General features: G+C 69.7%; 14 protein-coding genes. 9 read left to right on the top strand and 5 right to left on the bottom strand.

The window, feature by feature from the left end:
* Window positions 1-34 precede the first annotated feature (34 nt).
* The 5 genes from ACIBUY_RS04425 to ACIBUY_RS04445 all read left to right on the top strand — a co-directional run bounded on the left by ACIBUY_RS04425 (window position 35) and on the right by ACIBUY_RS04445 (window position 9,799).
* Window positions 35-853, top strand: a complete 819-nt coding sequence (locus tag ACIBUY_RS04425) for a hypothetical protein (RefSeq protein ID WP_399151746.1) — start codon at window positions 35-37, stop codon at window positions 851-853.
* 384 nt (window positions 854-1,237) lie between these two features.
* A complete protein-coding gene (locus tag ACIBUY_RS04430) occupies window positions 1,238-2,806 on the top strand; it encodes a TIGR02677 family protein (protein WP_399151747.1) in 1,569 nt (522 codons plus the stop codon).
* Complete coding sequence (locus ACIBUY_RS04435) at window positions 2,806-4,239, top strand: DUF2398 family protein (RefSeq protein ID WP_399151748.1); 1,434 nt, start codon at window positions 2,806-2,808, stop codon at window positions 4,237-4,239. The genes ACIBUY_RS04430 and ACIBUY_RS04435 overlap by 1 nt, the downstream gene beginning before the upstream one ends.
* Window positions 4,236-8,546 carry a TIGR02680 family protein gene (locus tag ACIBUY_RS04440; protein ID WP_399151749.1) on the top strand — a complete coding sequence of 1,437 codons (4,311 nt, stop codon included), beginning with the start codon at window positions 4,236-4,238 and terminating at the stop codon, window positions 8,544-8,546. The genes ACIBUY_RS04435 and ACIBUY_RS04440 overlap by 4 nt, the downstream gene beginning before the upstream one ends.
* Complete coding sequence (locus ACIBUY_RS04445; RefSeq protein WP_399151750.1) at window positions 8,543-9,799, top strand: TIGR02679 family protein; 1,257 nt, start codon at window positions 8,543-8,545, stop codon at window positions 9,797-9,799. The genes ACIBUY_RS04440 and ACIBUY_RS04445 overlap by 4 nt, the downstream gene beginning before the upstream one ends.
* A 124-nt stretch (window positions 9,800-9,923) precedes the next feature.
* On the opposite strand, the gene ACIBUY_RS04450 is transcribed toward ACIBUY_RS04445, so the two are convergent.
* Together ACIBUY_RS04450 and ACIBUY_RS04455 are read right to left on the bottom strand one after the other, a co-directional pair.
* Window positions 9,924-10,658, bottom strand: a complete 735-nt coding sequence (locus ACIBUY_RS04450; protein ID WP_399151751.1) for a class I SAM-dependent methyltransferase — start codon at window positions 10,656-10,658, stop codon at window positions 9,924-9,926.
* 267 nt (window positions 10,659-10,925) lie between these two features.
* A complete protein-coding gene (locus ACIBUY_RS04455) occupies window positions 10,926-11,810 on the bottom strand; it encodes a DUF5655 domain-containing protein (protein ID WP_399151752.1) in 885 nt (294 codons plus the stop codon).
* Window positions 11,811-12,659: 849 nt separating this feature from the next.
* Between ACIBUY_RS04455 and ACIBUY_RS04460 the strand changes: the two genes are divergently transcribed.
* The 3 genes from ACIBUY_RS04460 to ACIBUY_RS04470 all read left to right on the top strand — a co-directional run bounded on the left by ACIBUY_RS04460 (window position 12,660) and on the right by ACIBUY_RS04470 (window position 15,759).
* Window positions 12,660-14,087 (top strand): hypothetical protein, encoded by a 1,428-nt coding sequence (locus ACIBUY_RS04460; RefSeq protein WP_399151753.1) that lies wholly within the window; start codon window positions 12,660-12,662, stop codon window positions 14,085-14,087.
* A gap of 313 nt (window positions 14,088-14,400) precedes the next feature.
* A complete protein-coding gene (locus ACIBUY_RS04465) occupies window positions 14,401-14,799 on the top strand; it encodes an SH3 domain-containing protein (protein ID WP_365568009.1) in 399 nt (132 codons plus the stop codon).
* A gap of 156 nt (window positions 14,800-14,955) precedes the next feature.
* Complete coding sequence (locus ACIBUY_RS04470; RefSeq protein ID WP_399151754.1) at window positions 14,956-15,759, top strand: Type 1 glutamine amidotransferase-like domain-containing protein; 804 nt, start codon at window positions 14,956-14,958, stop codon at window positions 15,757-15,759.
* A 48-nt stretch (window positions 15,760-15,807) separates the two neighbouring features.
* Here the strand turns inward: ACIBUY_RS04470 and ACIBUY_RS04475 are convergent, their stop codons facing one another.
* On the bottom strand, window positions 15,808-16,149 hold the full coding sequence (locus ACIBUY_RS04475) for an Lsr2 family protein (RefSeq protein ID WP_365568003.1): 342 nt from the start codon (window positions 16,147-16,149) through the stop codon (window positions 15,808-15,810).
* Between the two features lie 324 nt (window positions 16,150-16,473).
* Here ACIBUY_RS04475 and ACIBUY_RS04480 point away from each other — a divergent pair, with 324 nt between their 5' ends.
* Window positions 16,474-16,764 carry a GNAT family N-acetyltransferase gene (locus ACIBUY_RS04480; RefSeq protein WP_399151755.1) on the top strand — a complete coding sequence of 97 codons (291 nt, stop codon included), beginning with the start codon at window positions 16,474-16,476 and terminating at the stop codon, window positions 16,762-16,764.
* 14 nt (window positions 16,765-16,778) lie between these two features.
* On the opposite strand, the gene ACIBUY_RS04485 is transcribed toward ACIBUY_RS04480, so the two are convergent.
* On the bottom strand, window positions 16,779-17,276 hold the full coding sequence (locus ACIBUY_RS04485; RefSeq protein ID WP_399151756.1) for a TrmO family methyltransferase: 498 nt from the start codon (window positions 17,274-17,276) through the stop codon (window positions 16,779-16,781).
* A gap of 117 nt (window positions 17,277-17,393) precedes the next feature.
* Complete coding sequence (locus tag ACIBUY_RS04490) at window positions 17,394-18,254, bottom strand: hypothetical protein (RefSeq protein WP_399151757.1); 861 nt, start codon at window positions 18,252-18,254, stop codon at window positions 17,394-17,396.
* Between the last annotated feature and the right edge of the window lie 48 nt (window positions 18,255-18,302).

Below are 18,302 nucleotides of genomic sequence, written 5' to 3' on the forward strand. Positions count from 1 at the left end.
GCCCGCAAACAAAGAACTGCTCGATGGGGGCCCCATGCCGGTGATCACCGTCCAGGAGGCCGCGCACCGCTGGGAGGTCAACCAGGACACGGCCCGCCGGATCCTCGCCCGCACGAAGGTCCGCGGCTCCGACAGCACCACCGGCGCCCACCTCTACGACCTCGCCGAGGCCGAGGCCGCACGCGCCCAGCGCCCCGGGCAGGGGGCACGCACCGACCTGCGGGCGCAGTATCTGAACCGCGAGCAGTACGAACAGCTCGTCACTGACGACACGCTCTCCCCCACGCACCGCGCATTGTGGACCCTGCTGTGGGAAGGCCGGCGCCTCACCGAGGCCCTGTCCCTGGACGTGCGCGACGCCGCACCAGATGCCCGCACGCTCGAGGCGCCCGACACCAAGGAGGGCGGCGCACGACGGACGGTTGCGCTCAGCGGCCGGGCAGCGGCCCGCCTGCAGCAGGCCATCGGCGACCGCGCCGAGGGCCCCTTGCTGCTCAGCCGGAACAACAACCCCCTCAGTCGGCAAAGCGCCGCCCGCTACGCCCGCACCGCCGGGGCGCCCACTCTGCACGCCTTCCGTTCCGGCGGCCGTCGCGATCGGGCCCTCCATCAGGCCATGGCGCAGAGCGCCGAGCGGGAGAGCGTCACCGCGGACGAGCTCAGGGTCGGCGACGTCATCCACAACATCAACAAGTCGCGCCCTGACGGCACCTTCGGCCCGGTCACGGTCCGGGAGATCAAGCACGTCACCAGCAGCCTGGGGCTGGAGATCCACATCAACCCGGATGCCGACGACGAACAACTGCCCCTGGCCTGGCAGACGGTGGAAATCACCAAACGCTCGACCCGATAGCCCCCGGCATCCACGCACACGCCCTGGCCACCTGGCCAGGGCGGGCTCACTTCACCAGCCGAAGCATGCGCCGACGCCGCCGATCCGTGCGCTCTCGTTGACGCCCAAGGGCGGGCTCACCCGCAGTTCACGGCAGACAACGGGGGCACTGTCCGCCATGCAGGGTCACCTGCCCGGCACCTCCAGGCCCGCAAGCCCGCGTTCCCCTCCCGGCGCGCGCAGTCCGACGACACGTCAGGGCCCGGACTGCCGATGATCGACGCGTCCGGCGGCGTCCGGCGTTCCGGGCTACGGACCGCGTACCTAGCCGGATTTTCCCCGATCCGATTGTCAGTGGCCCCTGCGAGGGTAGGCAGCCCGCAGCTAACGTCGAAGGAGTAACAGGTGCCGCAACGCGATGACTTGGCCACCACCGAGTCATTCGATCTTGATGTTCTGGCGGTGAACGACCGTCTGGGACTGTTCAATTTCACGCAGCGCGATGACCGCGTGGGGTACCTGTGGGTACTGCGGGCGATGAACCTGCTGCGCGACGTCCACCAGGTGCAGGCCCACCCCGACGACGTCGCCCGCGCGCTGGAGGAACTGGCCACGGCCCACGAAGAGGTTCCGACGGCCGCGGACTTGAACTTGCGGAGCATGCTCGATGCACTGTCCTCGGACAAGGAGCAGGTCTTGTACCGGGTCGAGGACCCGGCGCGGTGCGGGAACCTGGCCGCCTACCGCAACCGGCAGTCGGTGTACCAGTTCACAGAGATCGGCTACCGCGTGTACTGCGCAGTGGAGGAGGTCATCGGCTCCCGCGTGCAGGATGCGAACCTCTCGCGGCTGGTCTTCGCCGACATCCTGGCCGACTTCAAGGCGCTGGGCCGCGCGAACCGCGAGGGCGACGCTGAGGAGGTCTTCCGCAAACTCGCCCGTCTCGACAGCGTGTTGGAGGATATGACGCGGCGGGCGGCGCGCTTCTATCTCACGCTCAACGACGTGGCGCGGACCACTGACGTCTCCCCGGAGACGTTCCTGCGGCACAAGCACGCCTTGCTGGCGCACATGAGTGAGTTCACCGCCGAGCTGGAGCGCTACGCCCCGCGACTTGCGGAGGCCATATGTGAGGTGGAGGCCAGCGGGGTGCAGACGCTGCTGGAGCGGGCGGCGGAGGTGGACGAGCGGCCGATGATGCGCCCGGCTGCCCGGCTGGAGGACTGGCGGCGGCGCTGGGTGGGACTGCGTCAGTGGTTTGTGGCCGGCGCGGGCGAGTTGACCAAGGCCGAGCAGCTGCAGACCTCGACGCGCACCGCGATCTCCGGGGTCATCGCGCTGCTGCGGCAGGTCACCGAGGCCCGGCGCGGCGGAGTGAGCCGCACCACCCAGCTGCGGCATCTGGCCGCGTGGGCGGCCGGGTCGCCGGACGAGCAGGCAGCAAACGCCCTGGTGTCGGCGGCCTTCGATCTGCGTTCGGTGCGCCATCTGTCTGGTGCCCATGATGATGACGAGCAGATTTCCCCGCGCGCCACCTGGTGGGACGCACCCGGCGTGGAGATCAGCATCAGTCTGTTTCGGCACGGGCGCCGTCCCGCGCCGGGCGGCCCGCAGCCGCTGCGCACCCATCGCGGCGCCCGTGCCCGGCTGCGCGAGCAGCAGCTGGTCCAGCGGGCCGCAGACCGTCAGGCTGCCAAGAGACTGCTGGAGCAGGGCGCGCACCATCGGGTGCTGAACACGGCGGAGACCCGCGCCGTGCTCAAGCTGCTCACCCGGGCCCTGCAGACGCGCACCACGGTCGCGGGTCAACTGCGCTTCGGACATGACAGCAGCGATGTCCTGACCTTGAGGCTGGTGCCCGCCGAGCACGGCAGCCAGCTGCGGACCGAGGCAGGCGCCCTGCACCTGCCGGGATTCGCTTTGGAGATCACACCGCACGGCGCGTCACGCCGGCCGCGAACGGAGACACTCTGATGTGCGCGCACCGCGTCGCCGCCACGGTGGAGAACACCGATCTGGGCGCCTATCAGCAGGCGGCCCGTCTCATCCTGCTGCACGGCGTGATCACCGAGCACTATCCCGGGTCCAAGGCCCTCGCCCTGGTGCAGCAGTTCTCCGACGAACTCGCCCACGATCTACGCGACTTGTTCGGCTACACGCTGCAGACCAGCGCCCGGCACGTCCGGCTGCTGCGCCGCCTGGACGCCTTCGACGACACACAGGCTCTGCTCACAGTGAAGACCAGGCGAGCTTTCGACCGGCGACGGCTGGCCTATCTGTGCCTGATCCTGGCGTGCCTGCACCGCTCCCGGATCGAGATCACCCTGGCCGACCTGGTCGCCCTCCTCGCCCCGGCGGCCAACGCGATCGGCCACCTGGGCTTCGATGCGACCGTGCCCGGGCACAAGGACGCGGTGGTCGACGCGATGGACTGGCTCGTTGACCGCGGGGCCCTACACATCTCGGACGGGTCGATGGAGGACTGGGCGCGCGATCACGACCGCGGGGACGCGTTGTTCGACATCGACCACGACACGTGCACCGCACTGTTCCGTCCGAACCGGCCCCTGCAGCATCTCACCAGCGCCCGGGGCCTGTTGGACACCCCGGCCGCGGGCATCGGCCGCGACGCACGCCGCCGGCTCGCCGCCCAGCGGGCACGGCGCCTGCTGATCGAGCACCCGGTCTTGTACTTCAGCGACAGCGACGCGGAGATGGCTGCGGCGCTGCGCCAGCCCAGCCTGGCCGAGGACCTCACCCGGCTGACCGGGCTGCCCGTCGAGCGGCGGGCCGAGGGCATCATGCTCGTCGACACCACCGGCCACTTCACCGACCGGCGCTTCCCCGGCCGCGGCGGCGCCGTCAACCGGACGGCCGGCCTGCTGCTGGCAAAGATCGCGGACCTGCGCGAAGACCCGGCCCGGGCCGCCAGCCTGCCCCTGATCGCAGACACCGACCCGGCGCAGGACCACGCGGACCTGCTGGAGCGCATCGACCTGGCGCTGCCGGCCACCGGCACTCTCGAGGTGTTGGCCGACGCACCGCCCCACCCCTCGCAGCGCGGCAGCGACGACGCGCCGGGCGGGGGCGAAGCGGCGGCGGAGCACGGCACGGAGGCGGCCAGGCTACCGTTCGTGGCCGCAAGCCTGCTCCACCAGATGATCACCGAACTCTACGCGGAGTTCGGTGCCACCTCGTTCACCAACAAGTGGCAGGCCGATCCGGGCGGACTGCTCACCGAGGCCCTGGCCCTCCTCGCCGACCTGCGTCTGATCCACCGCATTCCCGGCGGCATCCTCGTGCGGCCCGCCGCTGCCCGCTACCGCAACATCACCGCCGTGCTGCCTCGCCCCGCAGCCGACGGCCAGTTACCCCTCGACTTCCTCCCCAAGGACACCCCTGCATGACGCTGATCCCCCCTCCCCGCACCGCCGAGCCGGCGCCGGTGCGCTTCAAGCCCACCCGCGCCGGAGTCATCGGCCTGTGGGACTACACCGACGAGGAATTCGTCTTCGCCGACGGGCGCCTGGTCCTGCGCGGCCACAACGGCTCCGGCAAGACCAAGGCACTGGAAGTCCTCTTCCCCCTGGTCTTGGACGGTGTCCTCGATGCGCGGCGCCTGGACCCGTTCAGCGGCGAGGAACGCACCATGAAGGCCAACCTGCTCTACAAGGGGCAGGATTCGGGATACGGCTATGTGTGGATGGAGTTCACCCGCACCGCCGCCGACGGCACCGTTGTGGAAGCAGTGAGCGTGGGCATCGGGATGCGCGTCTCCAAGGCGCAGTCGAGTCCGTCGCGCTTCTTCTTCGTCACCGACGGCCGCATCGGCATCGACTTCGGTCTGCTGGATGACGCCTCCCGCCCGCTGCGCGAGAGCGCCCTGCGCCAACTGGTGGGCGATCAGGCACTGTTCGACACGGCCGAGGCATACCGCGAGGCCATCGATGCCCGACTGTTCCACCTGGGCCGCGAACGCTACAACCAGCTCGTCAACCTGCTCCTGCAGTTGCGCCGGCCGCTGCTGGCCAAGGACCTCGACCCGAACAAGCTGTCCGACACCCTCACCGCCGGACTGCGCCCTGTGGACGAGGACCTCATCTTGCAGGCCGCCCGCGACTTCGAGAACCTCGCCGAAATCCAGTCCCTCCTCAACGCCCTCACCCACACCAACACCGCCGTCAAGGACTTCCTTCGGGACTACACCACCTATCTGCGTCTGCACGCCCGTGACCGCGTCGACCAGGTGGCCGCACGGGCGAAGGCCACCGCCGACCAGTGCGAGACGATCATCACGGCCGGCCGCGAGCGCGACGAAGCCGAACATCTGCAGGCCGCAGCCCGCCAGCGGCAGGAAGAGGCCGAGCGCACCCGCAAGGAAATCGGCGCCCGCCTTGAGGAGTACAAGAGGCGCGACGCCTACCAGCAGCAGGACGGTCTGCGTGAACTGCGCAGCCGGGTTGTTGATGAGCGCCGCTCGCTCGCGCAGAACGTACGCCTGCTCGCCCAGGCCGAGGCGAACCTGACCGCGCTGCGCGAGGAGACCCAGCAGGCCCAGGTCCGCCACGAGGGCCTGCTTGACCAGGCGTCCCGGCACACCCGCAGGCTGCTGGAAGCAGCCCGCACGGCGGGCATCCTGGCCGACGACGACACCCTGGACCTCGGCGCCGACCTGGCCACCGACGTGACGGGCCGGGCCGCCGCCCGCCGCACGGAAGTCGCCGACATCGACGCCCGACTTCATGCTGCCGACGAGGCCGCCAGGGACCAGGACCGGGAACAAGACCACGCAGAGGCGGCCGGCCACGAACTGGCCAAGGCCGAGGGAGCGGCCACCCAAGCCGCCGACACGCTCACCCAGGCCGAACAGACGGCCGCCCGCGCACTTAACGCCTTCTGCGCCCGCCGCTACGGCAGCGCCACGCTGCCCGTCCTGACCGCCGAAGACGCCGATGCGCTGCACGCCGCCCTGGCCGCGGTGGGCGAGCCCGACGCCCCGGCACTGCCGGAAGTCTTCCGCTCGCTGACCGACTCCCGCCGCACCACCGCCCTGCAGCACCGGGACCATCTGCAGCGAGAGCAGGACAGCACGGCACAAGCGCTGAAGACCCGCCGCGCGGAGCGCGACACCATCGCCGCCCAGAAGGACGACGCGCCGCCGCCCAGCGACCTGCGGACCGCCCCGCGCGAGGGCCGCCCGGGCGCCCCGCTGTGGCAACTCGTCGCCTTCGCCGACACCGTCGACGAGGAGACGGCCGGCGCGCTGGAAGGCGCCCTGTACGGGGCGGGGCTCCTCACCGCGTGGCTGCACCCCGATGACGCCCACACCCGCCAGGCCCTCACCGACCGGGACACCGACGCCTACCTGCGCCCGCTCCCCGAAGCGCAGCGCCCCACCGGGCCCACCCTGGCCGACGTCCTCACCGTCGAGGAACAGGACCGGGTCGACGCGGCGACGGTCAAGGCCGTGCTGGCCTCCATCGCGGTGCTCCCCCACGCGCCCGACGCCGCAGCGGCGCGCGTGCTGCCCGCCGTGACGACCGGCGGTCACTTCGATCTCGGAATCCAGCTCGGTGCGCACCCCAAGGACCGTCCCGAGTACATCGGTGCCACCGCCCGCGCCGCCCGCCGCCTGGAGCGGCTGCGCGTCCTCGACGAGGACATCGCCACCCATGAGGCCCGCCTCGAACAGCTCGCACACCAGCACCACCAAGCCGAGGAGGTGTTCGCGGACTTCGACCGCGCGCTGCGCGAACTCCCGCGCACCCAGCCCGTCCTCGACGCGATCGGCGCCGTGGCCGTGGCCGCGCAGGCGGTGGCCGGCGCCCGCCAGCGCCACTCCGGCGCCCTCACGCGCCTCAACGAGGCGACCGCCCGCACCCACGACCTGCGGCGCCAGCTGCGGCACGCCGCCGCCACAGCCCGCCTGCCCAGCCGCCGCGACGAACTGTCGAGGGTGGCCCAGGCCATCGACGACTTCACCGGCGCCGGCCGCGACCTGTCCGCCTGCCGCGTGCAGGCCGCCACCGCCGAGCGTGACCTCACCGGCCGCAAGAAGCTGCTGGCGGCGCAGAGCGAATCCTGGGCCGACCAGGCCGCAGCCCTCAAGATCCAGCAAGAGGAGTCCACGGTCCAGGAAGCACGGCTGGCCACCCAGGAGGCCGCGCTTGAGGCCCCGTTGCAGGAGATCCTGAAGCAGATCGCCGCGGCGGAAGCCGAACTCGCCGAGGCCACCAAGGATCACGATGCGGCCCAGGCGGAAGCCACCGCCCAGCGCGAACGATTCCTCAAGGCGGACCACACTCTGGACTCCGGCCGCGCCCAGCTCACGACGGCTGTCACCGAGCAGGTCCGCGCCGCGCTCACCCTGGAGCCCTATGCCCGCCCCGATCTGCTCGGCCTGCTGGAAGCCGACACCGACACTCTCTGGCTGCCGCACGAGATGTGGCCCAGCCCCGAGCAGGCCGTGACCACACTCATGGACCAGCTCGCCCGGCCCGACACCGACCTGAGCGCCATCACCGCGGCGCGCCACGTGCTGCCCGCCTCCGTGATGGCGTTGATCGACGCGCTCGATGCTGCCACCCGCGGCCGGCCGGTCACCGCGACCCTCCTCAAGACCGTCACCACCAAGATCTCCACCGCCATCACGGCCTTCGAAGCGGCGCTCAACGCCTCCGACCAGGGCTACCTCTTCGAGTGGGAACCGGCCGGCGACATCATCCTGGCCAAGGTCACCGACAGCGAAGGACCGGCCCCGGTGGCCGAGTTCGCCCGCCGCCTGGCCGAACAGCTCGCCGACCAGAGCGTGCTGCTGGAGGACAAGGAGCGCACCGTCCTCGAGGACGGCCTGCTGACCGGGCTGGCCCAGCAGATCCACGACCGCACCGTCGCCGCCCGCGACCTCGTCAAGAACATGGACGCCGACACCCGCGCCAAGCCGATGTCGTCGGGCACCACGGTCGGCATCAAGTGGGTCATCTCCGACGCACTCACCGACTCCCAGCGCGCCGTCAACAAGCTCCTCGACAAGGACGCCGCCGGCCTGGGGCCGGCCGGGCTGGCCGAACTGCGCACCCACCTGCGCGGGCAGATCCGTGCCAAGGCCGCCGCCGACAAGAAGCCGAACTACCAGCAGGTGATCGCCGACGTGCTGGACTACCGCGCCTGGCGCAAGTTCGAACTGCGCCTGTTCAAGCCGGGCATGGACGCCCACGAGCGCGAGACGGGCGAACTGCTGACCAAGGCCAAGCACAGCCAGATGTCCGGCGGCGAAAAGTCCGCCTCCATCCACCTGCCGCTGTTCGCTGCCGCCCACGCCCAGTACAGCTCCGCACACCCCACCTGCCCGCGCCTGATCGCCCTGGACGAGGCATTCGCCGGCATCGACGAGCAGTACCGGCCCGACCTGCTCGCCCTCACCGCCAAGTTCGACCTCGACCTGTTCATGACCGGCTACGACCTGTGGATCACCTACCCGCAGGTCCCGCAGATCTCGCACTACGACATGAAGCACGACGAGGCATCCCACACCGTCTCCGCGATGCTGCTCGTCTGGGACGGCACACAGATCCTCGACGACCTCGGCTACCCCGGATCCGACGAACTCGCCGCCCACCTCCTCGGCTTCACCCCGCGCCGCCACGCCCCCGCCACCGCCCCGCTCCTGGACGACCCCGCACCCGAGCCGGACGACGCCCCGGAGAACGCATGACCACCGTGCCTGCACTCGACCGCTACCGCACACCCGCCTACCGGCGGCTGATGGCCGCCGCCCGCCGCCTGCTGGAACGCAACAACGGTCAACTCACCGGCACCATCGGCCTGACCAGCCCTACCGACGACGAACGCCACGCGATCATCGGCATCACCGGCACCCACCGCGGCAACGACGTCCGCCGCATCACCCTGCCCGTCACCGCCCTGGACACCAGTGTCCGCAACGTCACCGGGCTGCCCCTGCGCGAGGTGCTGGAACAGCTCGGCGGACCGTTGCGCTTCCGAGGCACCGAACGCGCCCGTCTCGAGCAGGCCCGCACCACGCTCCACGCCCAGGCCGCCGCCAGCCCCCTGCACGACAAGCACCCCTGGTTCCGGCAGTGGCTGGACACCCTCGCCGCCGGCGGCGCACTCACCTCGCTGGTCAACAAGGAGGAGACCCACCTGCTCGGCCAGGCCGTCCGGGTCCTCGAATACCTCGATGCCCGCCCTGCCGGAGCACCACCCGTGATGCTGCCCGCCCTGGCCGATGCCATCACCGGCGACACCAAGGCCCTCAACCCGGGCCGCGGCACCCTGCCCACCCTGGTCCTGCGCGCCCTCGCGCTCGCCCGCTCCATCCCTCTCGCCTCCGGAGCCGAAGCCCGACGCGAACTGTGGGACTCCTTCGACGTCATCGTCGACGACCTCGCCAGCCGCGTCCTCGTCCTCAACCTGCCCGCCGCCGGACAGGGCCTGGGCCAGTGGCTCACCGACGCCGCCCACTACGCCACGCCCTTCCACATCACCCTCCACCAGCTCATCACCCTGCCCATCACCGTCCATCTGGAGACGGTGTACGCCTGCGAGAACCCCGCCGTGCTCCGCCGCGCCGCCGGCGAACTCGGTACCCACAGCCCCCCGTTGATCTGCACCGAGGGCCGTCCGTCCACCGCCTTTCACCGCCTCGCCCGCCAGGTCATCGCAGGAGGCGGCACACTGCGCTACCACGGCGACTTCGACTGGCCCGGCATCGAAATGACCAACCACCTGCGCACCCGCTACCAGGCACAGCCCTGGCACATGACCGCGGCGGACTACCTCGGCGGCGTCCGCGCCGATCACGACCACACCCAGCTCAGCGGCAAAGCGCAGGACACCGCCTGGGACCCCGAACTCGCCACGGTCATGCAGCAGGAGAACCGCGCCGTGTACGAGGAAGCCGTCGCCGACACCCTGCTGGACCGCTGGTCCCACGGGCCACGGTGAGCAAGCGTGCCCCCACAGGCAGCCCGTTTCGGACGCGGTATGTCACCGCCGACCGGCGTGGCCTCACAGCCGACGGTCTGTGGCCCTGACGATCATCCTGTTCATCACGGCGACCTGCGCAGACTCACCGCCCACCCAGAGCCGGTGGGATCGCGCTCCAACGACTCCACGGTCCACGCTGACCCCTCCAAGGCCGCCACGAACTCGTCCGGCGACGCCAGCCAGTAGTCGAACCACGGCGTGGCCACGGCCCCATCCCGTACGCGGAGGCGCAGTTGACCGCGCGCTCGCCCCCGGCTGAGATTGAGGGAGTGGTAGCGCGCGTGGATCGTCCCAGCGCCATCCCCGGATCCGTCCCCGTCCCGACCAACCGCGCGCCCGGCCGCGCCACTGCGGCCAGGGCGGACAGCACCCGGGATGCCTGATCAGGCCCGCCCAACAGGCCCAGGCTGTCACCGCACAGGGCGATCGTGTCGAACTGGCCGAGCCCTTCAGGCAGCGACGGCACCGACCCCACCACAGCCGTGATCCCCCGCTCGCGCGTGATCCGAACAGCCCCGGGCGAGGGATCCACCCCCACCACGTCGTAGCCGCGGGCACCCCAGGCGACCGCGTGGCGCCCGGCTCCGCATCCCACGTCCAGCACCCGCCCCTCGGCCTGCTCCCACGCCCAGCGATCCAAGGCCGACCACTGCGCGGGCTCGCTGAAGTACCGAGCGGCGTCATTGGCCGAGATCAGAGCATCGTCGCGTTCGATCACTTCCACTGCCGACCACGGTGCGGCCCCGGCCTCCCAGCAGCGGACCAGAACACGGCCGAAGGCATCGTCAATCCCAGGCTGCTTCACGATGAACTCCATCTGGAACACAGCTCCTTCCCGGCTCCGGAGACCGGAGAGGAGTACTACTCCTCGTCGGCACGGGCATCCATGGCGAGACAGAGGCTCGGACCCTTATCACGGCTCCCGCCACTAGGGAAACGGTGCACACCACGAAGAATTGATTGCCCACTACCCGCTGCAATTCACCGAGCGAAGGGCCACCGTTGCGCCGCTCAGACAGCCGCCACGAGCACGCTCCACCACGTTCTCTGTCCGCGAGGCCGCTGCGCGCCGTCCCTCTGCGTCTTACACAGCACCGTAGCTGGCCTTGAACAGCGGAAGAGCACGGCACAGATCACTCTCCGACCTCAACCGGACCTCCAGCTCTCCCGTCCCGTGATGCCCCACCCCTCTGACATCCCGCGTGAACCCCGGCACGATGTCCACTTCATTGGGATCCGCCTTGAGATACACCAGTATCTGTTTCCTGCTCCCCCGCGTGACACAGGCAAAATTCCGCGATGTGCGGTAGGCCCGGTACTGCTGGCGCTCGACCCTGGCGACGTCGCTGCCCTGTCCAATAAGCGCGTCGTCAAGCGCCGCGTGGAGTTCCGCCAATTCCTGCTCACTGCCGAGCGCTTCCCCACGCGCCCGCAGGGCCGACGCGGGCCTTCTGCGCGCGGACCGGCCACCCGACTGAGCGACCTCCTCCAAGCCGAGCATGTCCGCCCCGTAGAACCGGTACCGGACAAGGTCAACGGGGTGCCCGATCAGGGCCAGTGCCCGGATGTCGTACGGGGTGAAGCCTCCTGCGACGCAGATCAGCCGTGGAGCGTCCCAGCGGATACGGGACGCGCACGCGATCCCCAGCCGCTCCCGCACCAGTTGCGTGAAGTCTCCTCGGTGTTCCATCAGCCAGGACAGGTAGAAGAGTCCTTGTGTCACCACACTGTCCGTACCGCGTTTGAACTCCACCACGACCGGAGTCCCGTCTGCGTCGATGCCCAGCGAGTCGATGCGGCCCCCGTGGGATGCGCCCGTCGCAAATTCGCTGGCCAGGAACCGGACTCCGAGCAGCGATTCCAGGTTGCCTTCGACCAGCCGCTGCAGATCGCGCTCCAGTGCCGCCTGTGCGGACAACACTTCGACGGCACATCCCTCGGAGATACGGAACAGTCTCAGCTCGGACACTGCTCTGGTTCCCCCCTCCGCGACGCTGAACGTGACCAAGATTCTTTCGCCAGACAAGATGCCCGTCAACGCCGATTCGCATCCCGATCCCAAGCTCAGCCTGCGCACGCACAGGCACCCAAGTACCCGGCGTCGCCCCGCCGTTGCCGATATGGCGCGCCCATGCCGGTTCCCGGGCTCCCGGCGCCACCGTGTAGGACCACGCACTGTGACCCGCCCCCAGATGAGAACGGAAGGAGAACTCCTCATCACCCCCAGCCCATCCCCGACACCCTCGCGCTACAGCGCGGCTACGATCCGCGCCACCTGGAATGGCACCGGAAGCGTGGCCGAGGCATCGAAAGCTCTCGGCTTCTCCCGCGCCAAGGGCTACGACCTGGTGCGCCGCGGCGAATTCCCGTGCCGCGTCCTGCGTATCGGTCGCAGCAGCAGGGTCGTCACCGCCTCCCTGCTGCGCGTCCTTGAATCCGGTGAGCCGGAATACAACCGAAACCAACCGCCAGGACCGCCTCTCCCGCCAGAGGCCACCGAGCACTCCAGCCCCAAGGCGCAGCGCGACACTGCCACGCCGACAGCAGAGCCCTCAGCCGGCCTGGTCCGCATCTCGCCCAGGGCGCGCCGTGACCCGTAGGACACGGCGGTGACCACGCTCTCCGTCGTGCGAGCAGCGTGGCAGGGCCGCAGGATCATCGCCGCCTCCCCTGATTCCACTCCCTTGCGCACCAGCGTGATCCAGCCGGAATGCCAGTGAACTCCTGTGACACCTGGGTGAGTTGATACCGTCGGCGCACACTTGATCAGCAGCCCCGGGCGATATCGCGGCGCGGGCAGGCGGGGAGGACGCATCTCATGCGGAGGGTGACGGCAGCGGGAGCGGTCCTGGTAGCGACCGTACTGCTCGCGGGCTGCGGCGGTTCAGACGGCAAGGACCATGCCGACTCCAAGGGCGGCGGCGCGGACAAAGCGCCGGCGTCGAAGCCACTGGCGAAACTGAATGTGCCGGCTGCCTACGATGCGTCCAAGGGGTGGGACGACACGCTGAACTGGGTGCCGGAGTCGGTGAGTTCGATCCCGGTAGCACCGGTGGCGGACAACCGTGCGGTCGCGATGATGTATGCGGCGTCCGGCGGCTACACGCTCAAGGTGCGCGACGCCGCCGACGGCACCGTCCGCTGGACGTCCACGGCATGGAACCCGCCGGTTCCGGTCGAAGGAGCCGACGGAGATCCGGACATGGGGGAAGCAGCAGAAATCCCCGATGTGGTGAGCCTGCAACAAGGCGGCCGCACCTATGTCGTGGCCTACGCGCACGGGATGCGCGGCAAGGACGACCTGCACAAGGGCACCGAGGTGGTGCGCGTCGCCATCTACCCGGCCGACGCCACGGGATCCTCCGTCACGCCGCAGCGGCAGATCGATGTCCCGGTCACGACCGGCCTGGGCGAGCAGCTGCACACGAGTGCCGACGGGGGCCGGCTGCTGATCGGCTGGGGCAAGCAGGGCGAATTGCCCGCCTCGGCTGCCGCGGTCGACGTGGCCACCGGCAAGGTGTCCCGCTACAGCGACGCCAACAGCCTGCTGCCGCAGTGCGCCAAGGAAGTGGGCTGCTACGACAGCCGGGTGGCCGGGGCCACCTCGGACTCGGTGGTGGTGGCGATGGACGGCGGCGGATTCGGCGTACCGGGCCGCTGGTTCAGTAATGCGGTCCGGCCCGGCGCCGTCGCCGCCCGCACCGGCTTCCTCGGCGCCTACAACGGCGATCTCTACGGCATGGCGGGTTCCTCGCTCGTGGCGGGCTGGTCCACCAACACGACGGACAGATCCGACCGTCCCGCGGTGTGGACGGTCCACGACGTTGAGACGGGCAAGGTGCAGGCACAGGTGACGTGTGCGGCCGACCTGCCGGGCGGCTCGTCCAAGGCCCGCGACTATCCGGTCGTCACCTCGCCCAACGGCCGCTATGTGGCGGCCGGTTCGGTGGCGTTCGATGTGCAGCGCAAGAAGGGAATCTGTCTGCAGGGGGACGGCAATCGCAAGACCATCGTGCTCGGCTCGATCCGCAACGACGGCATCGCCTACGGCGCCGTCGTCGAGGATGACGCCGCCACCAGCGATTCCGATCCGGTGGTCGCCCAGGTCGATCTGAACACCGGGCAGCCCCAGGTACTCGGCACCGGCGTCGAAGCCCCGTACACCACCGACTTGAAAGGCTCCGGCCTCTTCCTTGACCGCGACGACGACCACAACGTGCGCATCTCCCTGCGCCGGCAGCGCTGATCTTCCCTCGCCGCGCAGCGGCGAAGAATCTCGCGTGCACCGCCGGCGTCTGGTCACGGCAACGAAGCTGACGCAGACGACTGCGCGCCGGCAGCAGTGGGTCTGCCGCTGGCGGTGCGCCACCCTCCGGTGTTCCGCATCAGCGCAGTCGAACTCCGGCTCAGAGCAGGGGATGGCGTTCGGTCACCGGGGTGGTGCGCTGGTCAGTCCATCAGGTGAGGGGATGCCCCGGCGGAGTGAGCGCCGTTGGCGTGAGGCGAATGGTTTCGGCAAGGGTGGAACCCCTTCATCATCGCCGTCCAGGAGTAGCTTGATGCGTTGTTCCGCACCGCTGTTTCGCCGCGTGCTGCCGGTGTTCGCGACGGCGCTCGGCCTGGGTGCGCTGTGGCCGGGCGCCACCAACGCCTCGGGACGGCCGGACAGATCCTCGCCACGGCCGGTGACGAATGGGCACTCACATGTCGGGCGGGTGCGTACGGCCGGGGTGTGGCTGCGGGTGCGGCAGGAACCGACCACGCACAGCCAGGAGATCGCGGTACTGCGGCCATGCTCGACGGTGAGCGTCCTCGGGACGGTCGAGGGGCAGACGGTCGCGGGGACACCTCTTTGGTTCCGCCTCGAAGGACGGCCCGGCTGGATCAGCGCCGCCTACGCCCGCGTGCTGCGGCCGGATGTTGTCGAAGACGACTCGAGCGTCGCTGCCATGCCGTAGTCGCCTGCGTCACGTGGTCGTGCGCCTTCGGTTTGCTCTCCGCCCCGGGTGGACAGCACCTTGCGACGGACAGTTGATTCGCGCACGGACAGCAGGCGGCTTGCCCGTGGTCCTCGGCACCGCGCGCGTCCGCATCGCGCTATAAGGAGGATCCAGGTGGCTGTCGTTGCCCCACGGCGTGTAGTTCTCCTCGGAGGCGGCTTCTCCACCGACGACGACGGCCTGTTGGACACCTGGGTCCTCGATCAAGCGCACGCCCGCCGGCCCAAGGTGTGCTTCCTTCCGACAGCCAGCGGTGACGCCCCCGCCTACATCGACCAATTCCTTGCGGCGTTTCACCCGCAGGCTTGTGAACCCAGTGTCCTGCGGCTGTTTCGGCGGGACCTCGACGACGACGGCCTGCGCACCTTCCTGCTCTCGCAAGACCTCATCTACGTCGGGGGCGGCAACACCGCGAACCTTTTGGCAGTGTGGCGGACACACGGCGTGGACCGACTCCTGCGCACCGCCTACGACCGCGGGACCGTGCTGTGCGGCATCAGCGCCGGCGCCAACTGCTGGGCCGAAAGCTCGCATACGGACTCCTTCGGCCCGCTCACCCACCTGCCCGACGGATTGGGGCTGCTGCCCGGATCCGTCTGCCCCCACTACGACAGCGAACCCGGGCGTCGATCCTCCTACCAGGCGGCCGTGGCCCGCCATGCACTTCCAGCCGGCTGGGCAGTGGACGACGGCGTCGGTGCGCTGTTCACCAACGGCCAGCTGACACAGGCGGTGACGCGCACCCCCTCCGCCCGGCTGTATCGACTGGAGCCAGAGGGGGATCGCGAGGGGGATCGCGGAGTCACAGAACAAGCCCTGCCCTGTCGTCTGCTCCTCCCCGAACCTCAGCCCACCCGCCGGCGTAGAGAACGTGTCGCCGACCGCAGCATGAGCCCGCCCACAGGAGGTCACAGATGAGGCCCGCTGTTTCGGGCAGGGCTTCATCCGCCGCACACAGCGCCCCGTCTACCCCTGGGCGTTGGCGTATGCCTCCTTGATGGCCTGCGGCACGCGGCCCCGCTCGTTGACCTCGTGTCCGTTCTCCTTGGCCCAACGGCGCAGTTCCTCCGGCGTGGGCTCACCGGCCGGACGCTGCCTGGGGGCGAGCGAGCGAGTACGGCCCTGCGTCAGCTTGCCCGTGCGGCGAGCGCTCCCGCGGAAGGGCTCCAGAGCCTTGCGGAGCTTGTCCGCGTTCTTCTCGCTGAGGTCGATTTCGTAGGTCTTGCCGTCGAGGGCGAACGTCACCGTCTCGTCCGCTTCTCCGCCGTCGATGTCATCGACGAGAAGGACCTGTACTTTCTGAGCCATGTCCCCGACCCACCCATTCTAGTTGCCAATATTGTCTGCCCGCCCCGGGTCGCCTTGTGCAGGCGCCCGTTCGAAGGGCAGAAACCGGTAATGGCGCTGCGCCACCGCACCGTGGAGTGGACCTTACCGCCCTTCCGCACGAGACCCGACCGACTTGTGATTTTCCTATCCTTTTCCTGGATTGCGGGAGCAGCCGTCAGGCCGCTGAAAGGCCGCCATCGACATTTGGCATCGCCGCCCGCGTGCTCTCATCCGTGTCGCAATAGCGCAGGAGGACCGGGCGAAATGCCTTTCGACCCTGACCGAGCCGCCCCTGCAGGGGGCATGAAGCATCGCACCGCGCACGGTTACATTCTGGCCGGGCCCGACGACCGAGGATGTTGCGTGATCCACGAGATGTGGGTCGCCCCCGAACGGCGCGGCAGCGGTGAAGGCCGCGCGCTCGTGGATGCCGTGCGGTCCTGGGCGCGCGCCCAGGGGCTTGGCCCGCTGATCGTGCACTGCTCGCCCAAGAATGCGGGCGGCCGGGCCTTCTACGAGGCGTTGGGCATGCGCGCGGTGGCGATCGTCTACCAGGACGACCTGGACGCATCCCCACCCTCGAGCGCGTCGTAGGGCTGGTGCGTGGACTACTTCTTGACCCAGTAGTCGGCCAGCATCTGGGCCGGCCAGGCCGGTTCGCGGCGCGCCCCGCGCGGCCCCATGTCCGCGAAGTAGGGCGACAGATCGTAAATCTTGGTGCCGACCACGGCGTCCAAGTCGGTCACGCGCAGCCGCAGACCATCGACGGCGATCAACCGGGGGAAGGATTGGGCGAGTTGATTGGGTCGGCGATGGTTGCGGTGGGCGAACGTTCCCGTGGCCGGCCAGGCCGGATTCCCGCGCGGGCTGCGCGCGTGGTACTCGACATCGTCCGGGGACGCCTGGTTGAAGTGCCACACCACGATCAGATGCGAAAAGCTGTCCAGCCCTTGCACCGCGTCGGGCGGAAACTGGGACTCGTCGAGCTGGATGACCGACTCGATGCCGCCCCAGTAGTCGTCGGCGACTTCGGTGCGGCCTTCGACGACCTCTCCGATGGGGTCAATCTGTAACGTCATGGCCAGCCCCTCGATCGAGTTCAACATCTCTGGCGATCAGTCTCGTTGGGCAACGTGCATGCCTTGGAGTGTTGACCGCCTCGCTGCGCCACGACGTGAACCCGGCGGCCCTCGCCCACTACCGTCACTTCCGACCCAACACCTTCACGCGGAGCACAGCCCAGCAACCAGGCCAGCTGCGGCCTTGCGCGCCGGCTCCAACCGCGGATCTGCGTCATGCGCGTAGGGGCCCACCACTTTCGCGCAGAAGAACAGCGCCATCAGCCGGCCGGTCCTGCTCTCCAGGTCCGGCCGACGCTCCGCCCAGACGCGATCCGCGAGGGCGGGCACCGCCAGAGCATTGCCCCACAACGTCGCCGCGTCCAGCCCGCGCGGGGCCATGCCCCAGTCCTCCCAGTCGATGATGCAAAACCTGGGCCCGATGACATTGGCCCAGGTCAAGTCCGCATGCGCACACGCCCACTCATCGACGGTGAGGTCCACGACCTCGGGAAAGACCGGCCGGATGACCGCCTCCACGAGATCCTGTGTGATCGACTCGGTGTCCGGTGTCGCCCGGCGCGGCGTGTACTGGACGGCCAACGCATCCAGCGAGGCGTTCAGCCCCTCCCACCACGCCTCCGGCAGACGGGGGGCCTCGATCACCAGGGCCGCCGGCCCCACCGGCGGATCGTTTACCAGTTCAGTCTCATCGGCCCGCCACAGCACCGGCTCGTCCGCATCGCGCCAGGTCACCGCCCTATCCCAGCGCGGCATGGCCACCCCGCTCAACACGGCCGCCGACTCCGGCCCGTTACCGCCCTGCGCCGCGATGCGCCGCAAAGATCGCCGCTCCACCCGCACCCACGAACCCCGGTCCGTCCGCCCGCCCACCGAGCGGCGCTTGCGCATCACGCCGTCCCGGTCGATCCGGACCTGCAACGACCGCTCCACACGGTCCAGGACGTCCTCGACGGGCTCAACTCTCAGATCAACATCACGCGCAGCAGGTACCGGCAAGGTCATAGCGGGACCGTAGCAAGGCCCACCGCGCCGGTTCCCAGCACCAAGCCC

Origin of the sequence: Streptomyces sp. NPDC050085 (assembly GCF_044460595.1) — a bacterium.
Taxonomy (GTDB): Bacteria; Actinomycetota; Actinomycetes; order Streptomycetales; family Streptomycetaceae; genus Streptomyces.